Source organism: uncultured Roseibium sp., assembly GCF_963675095.2.
Lineage (GTDB): Bacteria > Pseudomonadota > Alphaproteobacteria > Rhizobiales > Stappiaceae > Roseibium.
Genome location: NZ_CAXXSJ010000029.1, coordinates 92,013 through 107,087 on the forward strand (window position 1 = coordinate 92,013; position 15,075 = coordinate 107,087).

The 15,075-nt window shown below is 60.0% G+C and carries 12 protein-coding genes and 1 tRNA gene; 4 read left to right on the forward strand and 9 right to left on the reverse strand.

Going from position 1 to position 15,075, the window contains the following annotated elements:
• Window positions 1-32: 32 nt before the first annotated feature.
• Entirely contained in the window at window positions 33-1,955 is a 1,923-nt protein-coding gene (locus tag ABIN98_RS11595) for a flagellar hook-length control protein FliK (RefSeq protein WP_394701486.1), read from the reverse strand.
• Window positions 1,956-2,465: 510 nt separating this feature from the next.
• Here ABIN98_RS11595 and mnmA point away from each other — a divergent pair.
• The 3 genes from mnmA to ABIN98_RS11610 all read left to right on the forward strand — a co-directional run bounded on the left by mnmA (window position 2,466) and on the right by ABIN98_RS11610 (window position 4,585).
• Window positions 2,466-3,638 carry a tRNA 2-thiouridine(34) synthase MnmA gene (gene mnmA / locus ABIN98_RS11600; RefSeq protein ID WP_346910117.1) on the forward strand — a complete coding sequence of 391 codons (1,173 nt, stop codon included), beginning with the start codon at window positions 2,466-2,468 and terminating at the stop codon, window positions 3,636-3,638.
• Entirely contained in the window at window positions 3,635-4,357 is a 723-nt protein-coding gene (locus ABIN98_RS11605) for a class I SAM-dependent methyltransferase (protein WP_346910119.1), read from the forward strand. The genes mnmA and ABIN98_RS11605 overlap by 4 nt, the downstream gene beginning before the upstream one ends.
• A gap of 151 nt (window positions 4,358-4,508) precedes the next feature.
• Window positions 4,509-4,585: transfer RNA gene (locus ABIN98_RS11610), tRNA-Met, on the forward strand.
• A 568-nt stretch (window positions 4,586-5,153) separates the two neighbouring features.
• On the opposite strand, the gene ABIN98_RS11615 is transcribed toward ABIN98_RS11610, so the two are convergent.
• The 5 genes from ABIN98_RS11615 to ABIN98_RS11635 all read right to left on the reverse strand — a co-directional run bounded on the left by ABIN98_RS11615 (window position 5,154) and on the right by ABIN98_RS11635 (window position 10,045).
• Window positions 5,154-6,506 carry a TRAP transporter large permease gene (locus tag ABIN98_RS11615; protein WP_346910121.1) on the reverse strand — a complete coding sequence of 451 codons (1,353 nt, stop codon included), beginning with the start codon at window positions 6,504-6,506 and terminating at the stop codon, window positions 5,154-5,156.
• A complete protein-coding gene (locus ABIN98_RS11620; protein ID WP_346910123.1) occupies window positions 6,503-7,060 on the reverse strand; it encodes a TRAP transporter small permease in 558 nt (185 codons plus the stop codon). Before ABIN98_RS11620 ends, ABIN98_RS11615 begins: the two co-directional genes overlap by 4 nt.
• 37 nt (window positions 7,061-7,097) lie before the next feature.
• On the reverse strand, window positions 7,098-8,120 hold the full coding sequence (locus ABIN98_RS11625; protein ID WP_346910124.1) for a TRAP transporter substrate-binding protein: 1,023 nt from the start codon (window positions 8,118-8,120) through the stop codon (window positions 7,098-7,100).
• 108 nt (window positions 8,121-8,228) lie between these two features.
• Window positions 8,229-9,125 carry an SDR family oxidoreductase gene (locus ABIN98_RS11630; protein ID WP_346910126.1) on the reverse strand — a complete coding sequence of 299 codons (897 nt, stop codon included), beginning with the start codon at window positions 9,123-9,125 and terminating at the stop codon, window positions 8,229-8,231.
• A gap of 179 nt (window positions 9,126-9,304) precedes the next feature.
• The gene (locus tag ABIN98_RS11635; RefSeq protein ID WP_346910128.1) at window positions 9,305-10,045 is read right to left on the reverse strand and encodes an SDR family oxidoreductase; all 741 of its coding nucleotides are present in this window, start codon (window positions 10,043-10,045) and stop codon (window positions 9,305-9,307) included.
• A gap of 127 nt (window positions 10,046-10,172) precedes the next feature.
• Here ABIN98_RS11635 and ABIN98_RS11640 point away from each other — a divergent pair, with 127 nt between their 5' ends.
• Complete coding sequence (locus ABIN98_RS11640; RefSeq protein WP_346910130.1) at window positions 10,173-11,087, forward strand: LysR family transcriptional regulator; 915 nt, start codon at window positions 10,173-10,175, stop codon at window positions 11,085-11,087.
• A gap of 59 nt (window positions 11,088-11,146) precedes the next feature.
• Here ABIN98_RS11640 and ABIN98_RS11645 read toward each other — a convergent pair whose 3' ends face one another.
• The 3 genes from ABIN98_RS11645 to ABIN98_RS11655 all read right to left on the reverse strand — a co-directional run bounded on the left by ABIN98_RS11645 (window position 11,147) and on the right by ABIN98_RS11655 (window position 14,914).
• A complete protein-coding gene (locus tag ABIN98_RS11645) occupies window positions 11,147-12,106 on the reverse strand; it encodes a VOC family protein (protein WP_346910132.1) in 960 nt (319 codons plus the stop codon).
• An 82-nt stretch (window positions 12,107-12,188) separates the two neighbouring features.
• A complete protein-coding gene (locus ABIN98_RS11650) occupies window positions 12,189-13,913 on the reverse strand; it encodes an FAD-dependent oxidoreductase (RefSeq protein ID WP_346910134.1) in 1,725 nt (574 codons plus the stop codon).
• Window positions 13,914-13,978: 65 nt separating this feature from the next.
• Window positions 13,979-14,914 carry a LysR substrate-binding domain-containing protein gene (locus ABIN98_RS11655; RefSeq protein WP_346910135.1) on the reverse strand — a complete coding sequence of 312 codons (936 nt, stop codon included), beginning with the start codon at window positions 14,912-14,914 and terminating at the stop codon, window positions 13,979-13,981.
• Window positions 14,915-15,075: the final 161 nt, after the last annotated feature.

Consider the following 15,075-nt stretch of genomic DNA (forward strand, 5'->3'; position numbering starts at 1 on the left):
ACCGGCTGCCCCGAAGGGCATTCGGGCCGGTATTAAATTCTGATATCCAGACCGCCTTGTTGTGCGCGGACAGCCATCTGGATGGTCTGACTGTCACTTATATCCGGCACGTCATCGGCCGCCGGTCCGGCGGTGTCGCCGGAATAGGCCTGTTCGCTGTCATCACGGGAAAAGCCGGATTGCTGGCTGCCGTTGTCATTCAGTGAAAACGACAGATTGTCGGCATTCGTATCGAGACCGGCGTTCTGCAGCGCGCGCTCCAGGCCGCGCTGGTCGCGCATGAAAAGATCCAGGGTTTCCGGCCGGTCCACGATGAGATGAGCATGGACCCTGCCGTCGTGCGCGACCTTGAGGTCGACGTCGATCCGCCCGAGTTCAGGCGGATCGAGGCGCATCTGGAACTGGGTCTGACCGTTTTGAAGATGACGGACGATGCCCGAGGCAACCTGCGTCGCCACGTGAGAGGCCTGCGATTGTGTCGGGACCTGCTGCATGTCGGCCCGCCCGGTGGTAATCGGACCATTGCTGCCATCCGCTCTCAGATTGAGCGAAAGGGTCAGCTGGCCATCCGGATCGACATCGGCATCGGCATCGACAGGCTGATTGGTCGCTCCTGAATTCGCCGCAGCCGCAAGCGCAGTGCGCTCGGCGGCACGAGACGCCGCATCACCGGACGTCGCCACAGCCTTTCCGTCAGCCGCATCCGCCGCCGACGTTCCCTTTGCGGTTTTGTTGGTAGCCGGCACCGGCTCGCCAGGATCGACCGCATTCGGATCATCGAGGGCAGCCTCATCGGCCGCGGCTTGATCGGAGATAGCCTGATCGGCCACCTTTTTCGCGATCTGCTTGTCCAGAGCCTCGACAGCAGGATTTGCGGATGCCTGACCCGCGTCAGCGACTGCCGTGATCGAAGCCGGCTTTCGGGACTGGAGGGTATCCGGCCCGGCCGCGGCCGGTTTCGGATTGCCGGCATCGGGATCGCCCTCGCCGCTCTCAACCGGGTCGGCGGCAGGTACGGTGACAGCCCCGGCGGCAACCTGTGCCTGGCTGTTCGCGCTCTGCGTGGATGCGGCGGACGGCTTGTCCTTGGCCGTAGCCGGCACCACCGGGAGTTCGCCGACCGCAGTCGCGGGCTTTTTCGAAACGTCCACGCCAGCGGCATCGTTATTCGTGCTGCTGTCGGCCTGCTGCGCCGGCGCCGCATCGGCGGCGAGCGACTGCTGCAGCCGCGTGGAACGGGTATCTTCCGGAAGCTCCGACTGCCAACGGCGCTTGCGCTGGGGGTCGGCAGCTTGCTGAACCGGCTCTTTTGAGGACGCGGTCTCGACTGCCGCAACCGCTGCTTCCTTCCCGGTCGGCACCGTATCGGCCGACGGCTGCGCATCCGGCGAAACGCCTTTTTGGAGCGCTGCATCGGTCACAGCCTCGTCGGCCGCAGCACTTTCAGTCTGTTGACCTGCGCCCTCGGAAACGGGTGCAGCACCATCCGCAGGAACAACCTCGGGAGCAGACACTGCACCGGACGGGTCCGCGACCGGCGCAGCCGGCTGACCAGCCGGTTCAGCCGGACCTTTACCAGCCTGAGCGGGATCGGCCGGAGCCTGAGGAGAGCCCTCGCCGGCAGCGACCGGGGGAACCTGAGGAACAAAACCGCCTGCGGCCGGCGTCCCGGAAGCCGCTACGCCATTCGCAGCAGCGGCTTTGCCGCCGACATCTGCCGACGCCGATGCGCTTCCAGCGCCATCTACATCCACAACGGCACCTTCCCCGCCCAGATCCAATCCGTTCGCGACAGGAGGCTGTGCAACCGGAACGGCCTGCAGCAATGCCTCCAGTCCGGTCGGAGCAACTTGCGTTCCATCGGCCGATGCTTTCTGAGCCTTTGGATCCAGACCCGGAACGGACGCACCGTCGGGCAGAACGCCCCCCTGCGCCGAACCGCCCAAAGCGCCCAAAGCCGCTGCAAAAGCGGAAGCGTCTCCAGGCAAAGCAGGAAACGGTCCAGCAGCGCCAAAGCCGGCCGCCCCGGCACCAACGCCGAGCGCGCCGGCAGAAACGTCTGTTATCAATCCGAAAGGCAGCAAACTCGCCCCCAATGCTCAAGCCCACATGGGCAAACTACGTCACCCGAACAGAAAGCAATCGGCGCGCCAATTTGGAGGGGGAATTTTATCTATATATTTCAATGGCCTGAGAAAGGCGCCTGAATCATCGTGACAAGCCCCACCCGGAATCCCTTGCCCAACCGGCAAAGCTTGCCGGGTCCACCCCGGTGGAATTGGCATTGGCAATGACTATCTGTATAGTGCGCCAACTTTCGCAACACGCCTGAGCGAGACCGGTCCGACCGCGGAATCAACGGCTTGCGCGGCGGATATCAGTGCGACGAAGAAAGCGCCGGCGGAAATCGGCCGAAACCTCTCCGCCCTTTTGAACGACAGAACGAACTCTGAGTGACCTTATAAATGCGCAACAGTCTGGATCTTCCCGGCCGCCCCGAAGACACGCGGGTCGTCGTCGCCATGTCCGGCGGCGTCGACAGTTCGGTCGTGGCCGCCATGCTGAAGGACGAAGGCTATGATGTCATCGGCGTCACACTGCAGCTTTACGACCATGGCGCTGCCGTGCACCGCGCCAAGTCCTGCTGTGCGGGCCAGGACATTCACGACGCCCGCCGGGCGGCGGAAAAGATCGGCATTCCCCATTACGTGCTCGACTATGAAAGCCGCTTCAAGGAAGCGGTCATGGACCGGTTCGCCGACAGCTACATTGCCGGCGAAACGCCGATCCCCTGCGTCTCCTGCAACCAGACGGTCAAGTTCCACGACCTCTTGAAGACCGCCAAGGACCTGGGCGCCGACGTTCTGGCGACCGGCCACTATGTGCGTTCGCGCGCCTCGGGCAACAAGCGCAGCCTCTACCGCCCAGCCGACCTGGACCGGGACCAGAGCTATTTCCTGTTCGCCACCACCCAGGAACAGCTGGACTTCCTGCGCTTTCCGCTCGGCGGCCTGCCGAAGTCGGAGGTGCGTGAACTTGCCCGCAAGTACGGCCTTGCCATTGCCGACAAGCCGGACAGCCAGGACATCTGCTTCGTGCCGAACGGCAATTATGCCGACGTGATCCGCAAGCTTCGCCCCAATGCGGCCGAACCGGGCGAGATCGTTCATATGGACGGGCGGATGCTCGGCAGCCATGACGGCATCATCCACTTCACCATCGGCCAGCGCCGCGGCATCGGCGTCGCCACCGGCGAGCCGCTCTATGTGGTGCGCCTCGACGCGGACCAGCGCCGGGTCGTCGTCGGCCCGCGCGAAGCGCTGGCCACGCGCAAGATCTACCTGCGCGAAGTCAACTGGATCGGCGACCTGCCGCTGGAGGACGGTGCTGAAATCGACCTGTTCGCCAAGGTCCGCTCCACCCGGCCGCCCGCGCCCGCCATCCTGCGGCGCGAGGGCGATGTGGTCTCGGTCGAGCTCGTCACCGGCGAAACCGGCGTCGCCCCGGGTCAGGCCTGTGTCTTCTTCGACAGCGACACCGAAGAGGCCCGCGTGCTCGGCGGCGGCTGGATCGACCGGGCGGAACGCGCCGGAAGCTGGACCCTGGACAATACGGCGAAGGAGCCCCTGACCGCATGAGCAGAAGCGAGACATTTCCCGAGCGCATGCGGTTCCTGGCAGACCAGGTCAGATCCCGCCTGAAAAACCTGCGCCGGGAGGTGGCTAAACTCGACGAAACCGCAGTCCGCGCCGCCTATGCCCGCTGGGCGCCCTATTACGACATCATCTTCCGCGCGCCCTTCCACAAGGGCCGCCAGGAAGCGGTGAAGCATATCAACACGCTTTCCGGCCATGTGCTTGAAGCGGGCGTGGGCACCGGCATCTCCCTGCCGCGATACAGGGAGGACCTGGAAATCACCGGCATCGACCTGTCGGAAGAAATGCTGGAGCGCGCCCGCATCCGGGCCCGTAACCTTCCGAACGTCCGCGAGCTGGCGACCATGGACGCCGGCGACCTCGCCTTTCCCGACGAACATTTCGACGTGGTCGTCGCCATGTATGTGATTACCGTGGTTCCCGATCCGGCACGGGTCATGCGGGAACTGGAACGGGTGACCAAACCCGGCGGCACGGTCATCCTGGTCAACCACTTTTCCGCCGACGGCGGAATCCGCGCCCAGATCGAACGCTCGATGGAGCGGTTCGCGGACCGCCTGGGTTGGAACGCCGATTTCCCCAAGTCGCGCATCCTCACCCGCACCAACATGCGGCTGGAAAAGGAAATCACCCTGGCGCCCTTCCGCCTGTTCACGATGCTGACCTTCAGAAAACCGGAACCGCCCGCCCCTGGCGCGTGACCGGCAAGGATCGCAAACGCCCCGCTCCACGCGGAAATCTGCCCCGTTTCCCGGCCAGAGAGAAGTCCACCGTTTCCCGGCACGAGACCGCTTGACAGCCCGCCCCCTGCCTCACTATAAGCAGCGCACATTCGCGAACGCGAAGACCTGTGGCGGAGTAGCTCAGCCGGTTAGAGCAGCGGAATCATAATCCGCGTGTCGGGGGTTCGAGTCCCTCCTCCGCTACCAAATTTCCCAATTAAACTATTGATTTATCTTATCATTTGTAATTTTCCTATATCGCAATATTGTTTTAGCCATGTTCAAAAACAAATAAACATCTGACTTAAAAAGAAAATTCAATTTGTGGGTGCAATGCGAAGCGCTACCATTTGTTTTCCGGTCAGACGAGTAAAATTCAGCCAAGTAGCTTTTCCAACCAACATCGATAGTGTCCTGCTCACTATGCGCATGTGTGAAATGGTTACCCGGAAAAGAACACTGGTTGACGGGATTAGGTCTGACTAATCGGTGTCCGTTCGCCGTGCATGCGCGGTGACCCTACTCGATCCGACCGCATATCGTTGCAAGTCGCATCGACCCGGCCATGCCGCTTTGGAACAGCGGATCCAAAATGAACTGGGCATTTAGCTGAGGCAGAGGGGAAAAGCGTCTGAAGCGCCGTTCTTCTACGTTGGGTTATCTCACCCGATGGAATTTGAAAACAATCTGGTAGCTCAACTTGGTATCCGTAAAACCGTCAGCAAGCCACACGACCGAACCGGCCGTGAGGCTTTTCCAAGGCGCGTCCTCCCGCTTAGAACATGGTTTGCGGCAGGAAGAGCGCTATCTGCGGAAATGCCACCAGCAGCGCCAGCATGACGATCATGGCGAACCAGAAAGGCCAGATTCCTGTAAAGATTCGCGTCATTGGTACGTCAGGTGCGATGGATTTCACAACAAAGACGTTGATGCCGATCGGCGGGGAGATCATGCCCATTTCCAGCACGATCACGACAATGATGCCGAACCAGACCAGATCCCATCCGAGAGTTGCTGCGACAGGCAAGACCACCGGCAAGGTCAAAACCATCATAGCGATCCCCTCCAGAAATGTTCCAAGAAAGACATAAACCGCGATGACCACCAGCAGGATGCCCAGGTCTCCGATCGGAAGCGCGGTTAGAAAGCCCACCAGCCGGACCGGGATTTCGGTCAGCGACATAAATGGGATGAAAACGAAAGCGCCGATCAGGATCAGAAAGACCGTCGAGGTCGCGCTCATCGTCTGGAGGCCGACCAACCGTAATTGCCGCAAGCTAAGCGAGCCGCGGACAACCGCGATGATAAAAGTCAGTATCGCCCCCACGGCCGAAGCCTCGACCGGTGTGAAGAAACCGGTATACATGCCGGCAATCGTCAGAAAGATGATGCTGGTAATCGGTACCGCTTTCATCAACGCCCGGAACTTCTCAGTCGCGCTGGAACGCTCGCCCGCCGGCCCGAGATCCGGTCGCCACCAGACCTGAAGCGAGATGACCAGGATGAACAGCAGCGTCAGCAGAATGCCAGGGATGATCCCTGCCATGAAAAGCTGACCGATACTCTGCTCGGTCAGGATCGCATAGATAATCATTCCACCGGAAGGCGGGATCAGGAAGCCAAGGGTACCCCCTGCAGCCACTGCACCGGTGGCGAGTGAATCATCGTAGCGAAACCGGCGCATTTCCGGCAGCGCTACCCGGCCCATCGTCACAGCGGCGGCCAGAGAAGATCCTGAAAGCGCCGCAAACCCCGCGCAGCCGGCAATTGTGGCCGAGGCCAGCCCGCCGCGCAGGTGCCCGAGAAACGCATAGGCCGCCCCGAACAGGCTGTTCGACATGCCTGACACACCTGCAAGGTTGCCCATCAGGATGAAGAGCGGGATGACAAGCAGATTGTAATTGGACGCAGCTTCGAAGGTTTCTCCCGAGAGGTTCGACAAGGCTGTCTTCCATCCTTGCGCCCAGGCTCGATCGACCGGTAGACCCAGTTCGATCATTTTTTGTTCGGTCGCAAAGAGCGTTCCGAAGAAACCTATGATGATCATGCTCAGTGCCACGGGAAAACGCAGCGCCAGCAGAGCGAAAAGACAGACAAGTCCGATAAGCCCGATGATTTCAACGCTCATTCGCCCCCTCCCAGTGACATGGGGGCGGACCGTCCCTTGCGGATGATCCTGCACGCATCGAAAAACTGAATAGCGGCAAAGAGCATGAAGCAGACCGACAGCAGGTAGTAGAAAGGCTCATAGGAAATTGCGAGCTGCTGCGTGACCTCACCAAAGCGCGCCGCTTGTGTCCCCGCCATTCCCAACTGCCAGGCCATCAGCACGAGGAACGCGCCCCCAGCCAGACGGGCAAATGCCTGCATCCATCGAGCCATGGCGCACGGCAGTAATTCGCTGACCACCTCGATCTCGATATGCGCGCCGGTCCTGGCGCCGAACGGGATCGAAAGGGCGACGAAACCGACAAGGCACAGGATGAGGACATCCTCGGCTCCCGTGATCGGCGCGTTCAGGAGCTTGCGCATGATAAGGACGTTGAAGACGCAAAGCAGCGTCATCAACACCAGAATGGTACAGCCCGTTGCGAGCGCAATATTGGCGAACCATTTATCAAACCTGCCCGGACCGGCCGCCTTGCTGGCGGCCGATTGGGGCTTGTTTTCCGAGACGTTCATATCGAGATCCTTTTCTCAACCGGCCGGAGACCGGCGATCAAGGGTTGAGTGCCTTGTAGATCTCTTCGGCATCGTCGATACCGTTGTCCTGATACTGCGCAAAGATCGCCTTGAGTCCGGCCTCGGAGCGCTCGTTCATTCTGGCCAGCTCTCCGTCAGAGACCTGAACCATCTTGCTCTCGGACATCTTGCCGGGATTGGCAGCCATCTCGGCCCTGGCCCTGGTGTCCGCCTCGTCGAAGGATTCCGCAGCCCGCATCGAGAAGGGCCGTCCCGCCAGGGTGTCGATCAAAGCCTTGTGTTCGGAGGAAAGCCCTTCGTAGCGCTCCTTGTTCATCACCACGAACAAAACGGCGAAATGGACCGGCACGTTCTCCACGAAATACGGCGACACGTCCCAGAAATTCCAAGGTGGCGTAATGTTGCTGTAAGCGGTATAGGCCGCATCGATCGTGCCGGTGGACAATCCGGTGTAGACATCGGTGATGGGCATCTGCACCGGCACTGCGTCAAGTGCTTCGAGGATCGGCTGCGTCATCGATGCATAGGGAACCAGCTTGGCGCCCTCCCATGCATCGAGCGTCGACATGTCCCGGGTCGACGAGATCACATTACCGGCGACGGTAAACAGGCCAATCAGCTTCACATCTTTGTATTCGTCGGCCAGATACTCGTCGTGGGCGTCCCACACCCGCGCGGTCGACTCGACCGCCGTCTTTGAGCTTCCCGGCAGGATCGCCAGCATCGTCTTCGGAAATACGGTTGGGGTATATGCGCTGACGCCCAATGTCATATCGGCAACGCCCTCCAGCGCACGCTTGTATTGCTGCACCGGTCCTGAACCAAGCTGGCCGCCAGGGAAAACCTGGACCGTCAGCGATCCGCCTGACTGTTTTTCAAGTTCCTCCGCGAACCAGGACAGCACCCGCGTGTGCAGGTGGTGCGGTCCCGGCAAGAAACTTCCGACCGTCAACTGCTCGGCGTTTGCACCCGTTGCTCCTGCGACACCTGCCAATAAAGTCGCGGCCAGCGCCGCATTCCTTATTACGTTTCTGAACATCTGTTTCCTCCTCCCGTTCAGTATTTCAGTCTGCGATGCGGTGCCCCGCGAGACGGAACATGCCCCTCCCCGGAGCATGTCACTCGTTTCAGGCGCCCGGCGCTTCGCTCATTCGTGCTTCGCCGCCGGTATCAGCAGATCGTCGAGCGCAATCCGGCCGAAAAACTCGGTCCTGATCTTTCCGGCGACCTCGGCAACTTCTTCGGCACCATCGCCAAGCAGGTCGACGACGGTTCGAAACGGCCGCGTCCCATGGTCGAGATTGAGAATGCGCAACACTTCGTCGGCGACGACCTGCGGGTGCGCCTCGGGCGGCATCAATGCCGACAGCCGCGCTCCGACCGACCCGGTGACATCGTCATACCGGGCATAGGCGGCGGCGCGCTCGTAATCCGCAGGATGCGAAGCCTTGGGGAAATGCTCCGTGCCTGCAGTGAACGCGCCGGGTGACACCATCACCGTTTCAATGCCGAAGCGCGACACCTCAAGAGCAAGCGAGCCGGCCAGAGAATCCATCGCCGACTTGGCCGCTGCATAGGGTCCTAAAAAAGGCGGGAAGCCGCCATGCACCGTGGTGGAACTGATCCACAGCAAGGTGCCGTGTTCCCGCGCACGCATATGCGGCAGAACTGCCCGGTTCACGCGATGCGCCCCGAGCACATTCACTGCGTAGTTCCGGGCGATCTCCTCAGGACTGAACGCCTCGGTCGGTCCCATCACCAGATGACCCGCATTATGCACGAGAATGTCGATACGTCCCTCTTGCCCGATGATCTCCTCGATTGCCGCAGCGACAGAGATGTCCGACAGGATGTCCAGTTCGACAATTTTCAGCGACAGGTTCTCTGCGGCGGCCAGCGCCGTCAATGTGTCGCCATGGTCCTTGTTCCGCCCGTTCACATCGCGCATTGACGCGTAGACCGTGTAGCCGCCATGAGCGAGGGTCTCCGCCGTCAGACGGCCAATTCCCGTGGCCGCGCCGGTAATCAATACGACTTCTGACATCAAGTTCTCCTTGCCATTGACCGGTCTGTTGCGTCAGCCCCTACAATTTCCATTATATGATATTTTTGCATATTTAATCTATTATCAAGCTAAAAATATATTTTATTTAAAGAATCATACAAAAGTCCCTCGGCCGGTGCTTTCGGATCGACCGAAGCGCTTCAAGCGAGTTCAATCGATCAGGCCATTCCGCCGTTGGCTCGCAGAATCTGGCCGTTGATCCAACCGCCTTCGGGTCCAGCCAGAAAGGACACGGCATTGGCTATATCGTCAGGCGCGCCGAGACGTTCGAGCGGATTCATCTTCGACAAGGCGGCGACCTGTTCATCGGTCTTGCCGTTCAGGAACAGGTCGGTTCCGGTCGGTCCGGGGGCAACTGCATTGACACACACATCCCGTCCCCGCATTTCCTTCGCCAGGATGCGGGTCATGGCTTCGACACCGGCCTTCGTTGCCCCGTAAACCCCGTATGTCGGCAACGAAACGGCAATGACCGTTGTGGACATGTTGATGATCCGGCCACCGCTGCGCACCCGCCGCGCTGCTTCGCGCATCACGTTGAAGCTGCCTTTGAGATTGATCGCGACGGTGCTGTCGAACAGCGCATCGTCACTTCCGGCGATCGGCGCCAGTTTCATGATGCCGGCGTTGTTTACAATCACGTCGACACCCCCGAATGCCGTTTCGGCGGAGTCAAACAGGCGTGCGACTTCCTCCGGGTTACTGACATCCGCCTGAGCGGTGACGGCCGTCCCGCCGGCATTTTCAATCTTCCCCGCAAGGTCCGCTGCAGCTTTTGCATTGCCCGCATAATTGATCACGACGGCAAATCCGTCAGAGGCCAGACGCTCCGCGATTGCCGCACCGATCCCGCGGGATGCTCCCGTCACGATAGCAACCTTTTTTCGTGTCCCTGCCATTTTCAATAATCCTGTTCCTGTGTCTTCTCGCCATCCGACGATCTTGGTGACACGAACATAGTCATTGCCCATAGCCGGATAATCATGCATTTTTCGACTTCACTATTCGAATATTGGGAACAATGTTTTGGATCGTTTCGATGCCATGCGCGTGTTTACGCGGGTCGCCGAAAGACGCAGTTTCACCCGAGCCGCGCTTGATCTCGGCCTGCCGCGTTCGACGGTCACCGACGCGATAAAGGAGCTGGAGCGGCGGCTCGGCGTTAAACTTCTTGAACGAACGACGCGTGTGGTGCGGCCCACCCTCGACGGGGAAGCCTACTATCAGCGCTGCCTCGCCATTCTGTCGGATGTGGAAGATGCGGAAAGTGCGTTTTTCGGAACCAGGCCGCACGGAATACTGCGCGTCACGGCGCATAGCAGCCTTGCCCGGAATTTTCTTTTTCCCGGCTTGCCGAAATTCTTCTCGCTATATCCCGATATCGAACTCCACCTGGGCGAAGGTGACCGTCTGGCCGACCTGATCCGCGAAGGCTACGATTGCGCGATCAGGGCAGGCGTTCCCCAGGACAGCGACCTCATCGCGCGCCAGATCGCCCTCCTTGACGAGGTGACGCTGGCTTCTCCCGCCTATCTGGAAAAGCACGGTGTCCCCAGTCATCCCGACGAACTCGCTCAGGGACACAGGATGGTCGCTTTCCAATCGTCCGCAACCGGAACACTGCTGCCGCTGGAATTAAAGGTCGACGGAAAAACCCGAAAACAGACCCTCCCGTCCCGGATAACGGTTGAAGGCGCGGATTGCTACATTGCGGCAGCCATTCAGGGACTGGGCCTGATCCAGATTCCTCATTACCGCGCAGAAGAGTTTATCAAGACCGGAACGCTCGTACAGGTCCTTGAGGAATTTCCGCCGGAGCCCACACCGGTTTCACTCCTCTATCCGCGAAACCGGCAGTTATCGCCGCGTGTTCGCGTCTGTCTCGAATGGGCGTCCGGTCAGTTCGCAGCACGTTCCGGCCGGGTTGAAGGCCGCTGGTAACTGCGCGCCTTCCGCTCCACTCGCATCCGTCCGACCCGCACACGCCATGCGCCGACGCTTTATCCGTCCGCCTCGTAATTATGGACGAAATCGTTCGGAATATCCGGTCCCCACAAATAGATTGAATCCTCTGCCGGATAGTCGCCCGCCTCCCAGTCCTGCGTGAGCGGGATATAATCGATGTCGGCGGAATATTCCGAATAGCTGCCCCACGGATCTTTGACATAGTGGAAATAGTTCGATCCCAGCACGTGGCGCCCCAGTCCCCATCCCTCGTCGAACCCCTTGTCTGCCATTTGCATGGCACCAAGACCGATTTCGTTGATCCCCCCGACATCCCAGCTGCAGTGATGCAGACCTGGAGCCGGCGATTTCGCAAAGGCGACGAGATGATGGTCTGACCCGTGAATGCCGTGCATAAAACAAATGCCGTCGCCCGACTGATCGGAAAGCCGCAAGCCAAGGATACGGCAGTAAAAGCGGATGCTTTCCAACACGTCCGGTGTAAACACCAGGATATGCGCAAGGCGTCGCGGCCTGACCTGCGGGGCTTTTGAGCGCTGCATCGATCCCATCTGTCCGGGCGCGACCGACGTGGTGAGAAAGTCCACCTTTTCCGACGGCGAACTTTTTCCCGCGACCTTGATCTCGATCAGCAAGCCGTGTGGATCGTGAAGCCACATCCCGTTGGAATCGAAGCCCTTCGGCGCGTCCAGAAGCTTCACGCCGTCGGCTTCGATACGTTTCTTCATGGCGTCGAAATCTTCCTCGAACAGGCCGAACGAGAGGAAGTTCAGCTTCTTCCGGCTTCCTTCTGACAAGATCGCCCAACGATGCTGAGAACCGAAAGTATAAAGCCCGAGCCCGTCCCCTTCTTCGCGCACGTCCAGACCGAAGGTTCGATAGAACGTCTCCGCTTCGGTCAGGTCTGGCACAATCATGTTGAAAGCGTCCATTGAGTGAATTCCCAATTCTCCGGGACGCTTGGTAATGCCGATCTTGCCGGTTATCGCTGTCATTTCTGGATCCTCCCGTTATCCGTCAACTGAATTGGGCCGTGCAGCCGACGCAGGCACCCCTGCAGTACGAAGGCCCTGAATCTCAGGCGCTTTTTCTGACTTCTTCGACAGGTTGCGCAGGGTTGCGATTGATCTTGTCCGCCATGGAACGGCCGGTAAGTGTGTCGAAGATGGTGGCGACGCTGGAGCTGTCCGCAATCGAACCGCGCCAGCCCACCACCTGGTCCGGCCTGACAATCGCGAACTGAGCTTCGTAGAGATCCGCAGCGACCGGTTCGCCACTCAGATCGACAATTTCAAGATCCAGACCGCGCCTGGCCGCTTCTTCGGCAAAGAACTGCGCGGCCGGCGAAGCGGGATTGAAAACAAGAAGGGTCCATTCAAATCCGAACCGGTCGAACAGCGAACTGCCATCCTTGAGCCAGGCATGGGGAGCGCGCCCGCCGGGCTTGGCGCTCGGCACATAGACCGATGGCGCATCGGGAGGGATGGGCGTGCCATCGCGGAAGACGGCCGGCGACCCGTCGTAGCGCGCGCCCAGCGTGAAGCCCGGAATGGTGAATTCCTTGCGGGCGTGCTGCTCCAGATAGGCGCCCGCGCGGCTTCGGGCCGCTTCTCCCGCTGGCCCCTTATCCTCAATCGCGGGAGACGGAACATAAAGACCGATGGAATCGGCGAAGCCGATCGCAAACCGGGTGTTGCGAAGCGCAACCGGGCGGCGTTCCGCCTCATAGGTCGACAGAAGGGCAGGATCGGCATGGCCTTTGACAACGGCCGCAAGTTTCCAACCGATATTGACGGCATCCTCGATTGCGGTGTTGTAACCCATCCCGCCGGTCGGCGTGAAAAGATGAACGGCATCGCCGCCGAGCAAGACCCGCCCTTCGCCGAACCGTTCGGCGACGAGCGCGCGCCCGGCCAGCCAGGATGCGATACCTGTCACCTTGAAGGGAATGTCCGCGCCGACGGCCTGGAGGAACAGCTGGCCGGCATCCTCCTCCGTCATCGTTTCGGCGTGCTCATGATCTTTCAACTGGGTCTGGAGAACGAACTTGCCGCGTCCGTCGACCGCAGCCAGAAGCGCGCGCCGGCGTTTGTTGAATGTCCAGTACATCCAGGCTTTGGGATTCCGGAGGTCCGTGTAGAACGCCGGTGCGTCGATATAGATGGACAGCATTCGCCCGCCCATGAAATCGCGTTGCGACGCGTCGGCACCGGCGTAGCGTATTCCAAGCTGCTTGCGGACCTGGCTCTGGGCTCCATCCGCGCCAAAAAGATAGCTCGCACGGATCAGTTTCCGGGTTCCGTCGGCCAGGTTCTTGACGTCTGCGACGATACCGGTTTCGTCCTCTACGAAACCGGACAGCTCGCAGTTGAAACGGATGCTCACGTCATCCAGCGCCTCGGCTTTGCGAAACAGGGTTTGCTCCACGAGGCTTTGCGGTACGCGGTGCGGCAATTCCGGACCGTTCCACACCTGCTCGTTTTCCCTCACGAAACGTGCGGCGTCGCCGGAACTCGGCATGCTGTGGCGGGCCAGCTCATACCCGGCATAAGTCGTGAAATAGGCGACATCCGTCGGATAATCGCCAGGCAGGCCGAGCTTTCGGATCTCGTCGGCAAACCCGAGGCGGCGATAGTGTTCCATCGAACGCGCCTGCGTGGCATTCGCCTGCGGTGCGGTTGCAACCCCGTCTTCCCTGTCCACGACAATGGTCGAGACACCCCTGCGGCCCAGTTCGTTGGCCAGCATGAGACCGCACGGTCCCGCTCCAACGATAACAACACTTGCTTTGGCCGACGTCATGACCTGCTCCTCCCTCGTGGATAGGGAGAGGAGTGTTAAGCATCAAAAGCGATTGACAATAGATTTCAAAATTGTCTGACCGATAAATGATTGCTATCGGTCATGATCTCATCCGACTTCGCAACTCTTTGGACGAGATGCGAAAAATACTCCGCCGCCGGTGTCAGTCCTATTCCGGGCCTGTGCACCATCATGATCGGCGGCGCCGCGAAAGCCTTTTCCAGTTTGATCTGCTCCACGAATCCGCTCACGGTTGGCGATTCAATCCACTGAACCGGCATCATGGCTAACAGGTCCGTATTGATGATAACGGTCAGGACTGAAAATGCGGATTGGCACTGGCAAACAAGGTGCGGTGCTCCCAGTCCGTGCTCTGCGAACACCTGCTTGAGTTCATCCTCCGCATTGCGCGTGATTGACGTGGTCAGCCATGCCGCATCCGCCAGGTCGTGGACTGACCTTGCGTTGATCAGCGGGTGACCCCGGCGGCAGGCGACGACGCGCGTGTTGTCAAACAACTTCGTGATTTGCAGGTCCGCCGGTTGCACCCGCTCGGTCACGGGTCCGACATAAAGATCGACCTGACCGTTGCGCAACTCCGCTTCAAGCGTTGGAAGGAACCCTTCAATGATGCGCAGCCGAACATTCGGATAGCGGGTCTGAAAGGAGCGCAAAATCTTCGCGAGGATACCGAGATGAGCCGCGGAAGAAAAACCGACGACAAGTTCGCCGTCCACCTCGCCTTGCCGCTGGTTTACAGCTTCGCGTGCCCTGCGTATCTCACCGAGAATTAGCATCGCCCGGACCAGGAACTCCTGCCCGATCGGCGTCAGCTTCACGCCGCGGGCTTCGCGCACGAACAATTGCGCGCCAAGGGAATGTTCGAGCTCCTGAATACTGCGTGTGATGGCCGGCTGCGCCAGTCCAAGCACGCGCGCCGCCGCGCGCAGGCTTCCGTTTTCGGCTACAGCCACAAAATCGCGAAGCTGATTGAATTTCATCCGCTGCTCCGATCACAATTCATTATCAGTTCGATTTATTTGATATCTAACATGAAGCACCCGCCCGGGATAAATCATAATTCATAGCTTGGAATGCGCGGGCCGGATGCGGTCGGATATCGCCCATCTCCCTGCTGCCGAAAAGCGACTTCTGGGAGGAA

Bases quoted from the DNA above. Each gene is read 5' to 3' on its own strand.
- mnmA (WP_346910117.1), top strand. From the start codon at position 2,466: ATGCGCAACAGTCTGGATCTTCCCGGCCGCCCCGAAGACACGCGGGTC.
- ABIN98_RS11605 (WP_346910119.1), top strand. From the start codon at position 3,635: ATGAGCAGAAGCGAGACATTTCCCGAGCGCATGCGGTTCCTGGCAGAC.
- ABIN98_RS11615 (WP_346910121.1), bottom strand. From the start codon at position 6,506: ATGAGCGTTGAAATCATCGGGCTTATCGGACTTGTCTGTCTTTTCGCT.
- ABIN98_RS11620 (WP_346910123.1), bottom strand. From the start codon at position 7,060: ATGAACGTCTCGGAAAACAAGCCCCAATCGGCCGCCAGCAAGGCGGCC.
- ABIN98_RS11625 (WP_346910124.1), bottom strand. From the start codon at position 8,120: ATGTTCAGAAACGTAATAAGGAATGCGGCGCTGGCCGCGACTTTATTG.
- ABIN98_RS11630 (WP_346910126.1), bottom strand. From the start codon at position 9,125: ATGTCAGAAGTCGTATTGATTACCGGCGCGGCCACGGGAATTGGCCGT.
- ABIN98_RS11635 (WP_346910128.1), bottom strand. From the start codon at position 10,045: ATGGCAGGGACACGAAAAAAGGTTGCTATCGTGACGGGAGCATCCCGC.
- ABIN98_RS11645 (WP_346910132.1), bottom strand. From the start codon at position 12,106: ATGACAGCGATAACCGGCAAGATCGGCATTACCAAGCGTCCCGGAGAA.
- ABIN98_RS11650 (WP_346910134.1), bottom strand. From the start codon at position 13,913: ATGACGTCGGCCAAAGCAAGTGTTGTTATCGTTGGAGCGGGACCGTGC.
- ABIN98_RS11655 (WP_346910135.1), bottom strand. From the start codon at position 14,914: ATGAAATTCAATCAGCTTCGCGATTTTGTGGCTGTAGCCGAAAACGGA.